Origin of the sequence: Bradyrhizobium sp. SUTN9-2 (genome assembly GCF_003122645.1) — a bacterium.
Classification (GTDB): domain Bacteria; phylum Pseudomonadota; class Alphaproteobacteria; order Rhizobiales; family Xanthobacteraceae; genus Bradyrhizobium; species Bradyrhizobium yuanmingense.
In genome coordinates, this window is the sequence record NZ_LAXE01000001.1 from 6,465,872 (window position 1) to 6,470,621 (window position 4,750).

Annotated in this window: 3 protein-coding genes; 2 read left to right on the plus strand and 1 reads right to left on the minus strand. The window is 68.1% G+C overall.

Annotation, left to right across the window (positions count from 1 at the left end; all coding sequences use genetic code 11):
- Positions 1-36: 36 nt before the first annotated feature.
- Positions 37-1,005 (plus strand): NUDIX hydrolase, encoded by a 969-nt coding sequence (locus tag XF30_RS29980; RefSeq protein ID WP_109144659.1) that lies wholly within the window; start codon positions 37-39, stop codon positions 1,003-1,005.
- Between the two features lie 110 nt (positions 1,006-1,115).
- Positions 1,116-3,821: a DUF2339 domain-containing protein gene (locus XF30_RS29985; protein ID WP_109144660.1), complete on the plus strand. Its 2,706-nt coding sequence runs from the start codon at positions 1,116-1,118 to the stop codon at positions 3,819-3,821.
- Positions 3,822-3,892: 71 nt separating this feature from the next.
- Here XF30_RS29985 and XF30_RS39580 read toward each other — a convergent pair.
- A partial coding sequence (locus tag XF30_RS39580) for a methyl-accepting chemotaxis protein (RefSeq protein WP_244609046.1) occupies positions 3,893-4,750 on the minus strand: 858 nt, incomplete at its 5' end.

Below are 4,750 nucleotides of genomic sequence, written 5' to 3' on the forward strand. Positions count from 1 at the left end.
GCGGCATTCTGTTCAATTCAACGACACGGCAGCCGCATGAGCGAGACGCTGCTGACGCCAATCGAAATCGGCCTCACCGCGGCCATCGTCGCGATCGAGAACCACGAGCCGCTGATCCTGACCGCACCCGGTGCTGACCGGCTTGCCGGGCTGCCGTTCGGTCCGTTCGACGCGGTGAGCCATCGCACGTTCGAGATCGGCCTGCGCGCCTGGGTCGAGCAACAGGCGGGGCTGCGGCTCGGCTATGTCGAGCAGCTCTACACGTTCGGCGACCGTGGCCGTCATGCCGAGGCCGGCGACACCGGAGCCCACATCGTGTCGATCGGCTATCTCGCGCTGACGCGCCCGGCGGGCGGCGAGCTCGCCGCAAACGCGGCGAGCTTCGCGCCCTGGTACCGATTCTTCCCCTGGGAAGACTGGCGCGAGCAGCCGCCGACGATCATCGCGCGCGACATCATCCCCGCGCTGACCGAATGGGCCGAGGAGGAGACCGCGGAGACGATTCGCGCACTGCCGCGGAAGGATCGCGTGCGGTTCTATTTCGGTCTCGACGGCGCACCCTGGGACGAGGAGCGCGTGCTCGACCGCTACGAGTTGCTCTACGAGGCCGGGCTGATCGAGGAGGCCCGCCGCGATGGCCGTCCTGCGGCATTGGCGCGCAAGACGCTTCCCCCGCTCGGGACCTCGATGCGGTTCGACCACCGCCGGATTCTCGCCACGGCAATCGCGCGGCTGCGCGCAAAGCTGAAGTATCGTCCTGTGGTCTTTGAACTTTTGCCGACCGAATTCACACTCACTGAACTGCAGCACACGGTGGAGGCGATCTCCGGCCGGCACCTGCACAAGCAGAATTTCCGCCGCCTGGTCGAGATGGAAGCCCTGGTCGAACCGACCGGGGTGATGTCGACACAGACGGGCGGACGGCCGGCAGCGCTCTACCGCTTCCGCCGCGAGGTGCTCCAGGAGCGGCCCGCGCCGGGCTTGCGCGTTCGCTCCCGGCGCTAGAGCATGATCCGGAAAAGTGCGTTGCGGTTTTCCGGTAAGATCATGCTCAAGAAATTAAGATCCTGATATCAGTGGTATCGGCCCCTGCCCGCCGATTGCCTGGAGGCTTCATGTTCGACGGCCCGTTTGACGTCTTTGCGCTGATCATTGCGATCATTGCCTTCCTGATCGCGATCAAGGCGTCCAGCCAGGCGACCGAGTTGCGCCGCCGGATCAGTTCGCTCGAAGATATGCTTTACGCGCAGCGGACGGTGCAGCCGCCCCCGCTGATGCCGGCGCAGGCCGAAGCCCCCGCGACGACTGCAGCCGCAGAGCCGCCGCCGCTGGCCCCGGAAGCCGAAACGACGCCGCCTCCGCTCGTCACCGAAGAGATTTCGCCGCCCCCGCTCGAGCCGAGCACGGGCGCCGCTGCGCCCCCTCCGGTGCCGGAGGCAGCACCCGGCTTCGAGGAGCGGCTCGGCACCCGCTGGGTGGTGTGGATCGGCGGGCTTGCGCTCGCGCTCGGCGGCTTCTTCATGGTGCGCTATTCGATCGAGGCCGGTCTGCTCGGCCCCGGCGTGCGCGTGTTCCTCGGCGGCCTGTTCGCCGCTGCGCTGCTTGGCGCCAGCGAATGGACGCGGCGCAAGGAGAGCATTTCGAGCATCGCCGCGCTGCCGATCGCCAACATTCCCGCGATCCTCACCGCGGCCGGCACGGCGGTGGCGTTCGCGACCATCTACGCGGCGTACGCACTCTACGACTTCCTCGTGCCTGCGACGGCCTTCGTGCTGCTCGGCATCGTTGCGATGGGCACGCTGGCCGCAGCGCTCCTGCACGGCCCTGCGCTCGCCGGGCTCGGCGTCGTCGGCGCCTTCGTGACGCCGATCCTCGTCTCCTCCGGCAAGCCGGATTATTGGGCGCTCTACATCTATCTTGCGGTCGTGACGGCCGCGAGTTTCGGGCTCGCCCGCATCAGGCTATGGCGCTGGCTTGCGGTCACGACCATTGCCTTCGCGGTGCTCTGGATCTTCCCGGGTCTCGATACCGAACAGGTGCAGGTCGCGCCGCACGCCTTCCATGCCATCGCCGGCTTCGTGCTCGCCGCACTGCTCGTCGTCTGCGGCTTCATGTTCGGGCCCAGCATGGAGGACGGCGAGATCGAGCCGGTCTCATCGGGCGCGCTTGGCGCCTATTTGTTCGGCGCGATGCTGGTCGTGCTGTCGAGCGCGCATGCGGATCTCGCGCTGATCGCCTTCACGCTCCTCGTCGGCGGCACGCTGTTCGTCGCCTGGCGCGCACCGGCGGCGACCGGCGCGCTGGGCGCGGCCGCGGCGGCCGTGTTCATCGTGTTCGCCGAATGGGCGGTGCGCGCCAACCCCGATATGCTGGTGCTGCCGGGCGGCCCGATGCCCGGCGTCGGCCCGGTCGCGATTGATAGCGCGGTGACGCTGCATCTGGTGACGGCCGCGATCTTCGCCGCCGGTTTCGGCGTCACGGGCTTTTTCGCGCAAGGCCGCTCGAACTCGGTGATCATTCCCGTGGTGTGGTCGGCGGCGGGCGTCGCGACGCCGATCGCCATCCTGGTTGCGCTCTATGCGCGCATTGCCCATCTCGACCGCTCGATCCCGTTTGCGATCCTCGCCGTGCTGCTCGCTGCGGCCTTTGGCGCCGCGACCGAAGCGCTGATGCGCCGCGAAGAGCGGCCCGGCGTTGCAACCTCGGTCGCGCTGTTCGCGACCGGTACGCTCGGCGCGCTGGCGCTGGCGCTGACCTTCGCCCTGGAGAAGGGCTGGCTTACCATCGCGCTCGCGCTGATGTCGCTCGGCACCGCCTGGATCTCGTTGCAGCGGCCGATTCCGGTGCTGCGCCGGCTGGCTGCGGTCTTCGCTGCGATCGTCACCGCGCGCATCGTCTATGATCCGTGCATCGTCGGCGATGCCGTCGGCACCACGCCGATCTTCAACTGGCTGTTGTGGGGCTATGGCCTGCCGGCCGCCTCGTTCTGGAGCGCGAGCATCTTCCTGCGCCGCCGCGCCGACGACGCGTCGCTGCGCGTGGTCGAGACCGCGGCGATCCTGTTCACTACTCTGCTCGCCTTCATGGAGATCCGGCACTTTGCGACCGGCGGCCGCATGACCTCGCCGCCCTCGCTGCTCGAGTTCGCGCTGCAAGTCTGTGTCATGCTAGCCATGGCAATCGGCCTGGAGCGCCTGCGGCTGCGCAGCCACAGCATCGTGCACAATGTCGGCGCGGTCGTGCTGACGGCGATCGCCGGCCTCATCAGCGTGTTTGGCCTCCTGATCCTGGAGAACCCGCTGCTGCTCTCCAGCGTCAATGTCGGCGGCCTCGTGTTCAATCTGCTGCTGCTCGGCTATGCGCTGCCGGCCGTGCTGATGCTGCTGCTCTCCTACGCAGTGGCAGGACACCGCAGTGTCGCATATGCAAACACGATTGCGGGTGGTGCCCTGGTGTTCGCGCTCACCTATGTGACGCTGGAGATCCGCCGCTTCTATCACGGCCCGGTCCTGCTCTACGGTGGCACCACGAGCGCCGAGCAATATACCTATTCGATCGGCTGGCTCGCTTTTGGCGTGGCGCTGCTCGGCGTCGGCATCCTGGTCAATTCGGAGCGTGCGCGGCTGGCGTCCGCTGCCGTCATCGCGTTGACGATCTTCAAGGCCTTCGCCGTCGACGTGTGGACGCTGACCGGCGTCTATCGGGCGCTCTCGTTCATGTGCCTCGGCGTCGTGCTGGTCGCGATCGGCTGGCTCTACCAGCGTATCCTGTTCCGGCGGCAGATCGCACCGACGCCGGCTGCGCCGCAGACGGGCAGCTAGACTGGATCGTCGGGCGGGCACTCCACCTCTCCACAGCGGGGAGAGGTCAACAATGATCGAGCGGGGTGCCTCTACGCCGCGCGGACCGATTCCAGGAACTGCGCGACCTCGACCTTCAGGCGGGTGCTGTCGGTCGCCAGCGACTTCGCCGCCGACAGCACTTCACTCGAGGCCGAGCCGGTCTCGATCGCACCGCGCTGCACGTTGGTGATGTTGGACGACACTTCCTGCGTGCCGAGCGAGGCCTGCTGAACGTTGCGCGAAATCTCCTGCGTGGCCGCGCCCTGCTCCTCGACGGCGGCGGCGATCGCCGCGGACACCTCCGACAGCCGCTCGATGGTGCCGCCGATCTCCTGGATGGCGTTGACGGATTCTTGCGTCGCCGCCTGGATGCCCGAGACCTGCGCCCCGATTTCGCCGGTCGCTTTCGCGGTCTGCTCGGCCAGTGCCTTGACCTCGGAGGCGACGACGGCAAAGCCGCGGCCGGCTTCGCCCGCGCGCGCCGCCTCGATGGTCGCGTTCAGCGCGAGCAGGTTGGTCTGGCCCGCGATGGTGTTGATGAGCTCGACGACGTCGCCGATGCGGGCGGCCGCCTGCGACAGCGCGTTGACGCGCTCGTTGGTCCGCGCCGCCTGCTCGACCGCTTCCGCTGCCATCCGCGCCGACTCCTGCACGCGGCGGCTGATCTCGGTGATAGAGGACGACAGCTCCTCGGAGGCCGAGGCCACCGCCTGGACGTTGGTGGAAGCTTCTTCCGACGCCGCCGCAACGACGGTTGCGAGTTCCTGGCCGCGCTGCGCGGTGCCGCTCAGCGTCGCCGCGGAGGCCTCGAGCTCGGTCGAGGCCGACGACACGGTCTCGACGACCTCCCCGATCATGACCTCGAAATTGCGGGTGATGGCATCGACACGTCGGCCGCGCTCGATCTT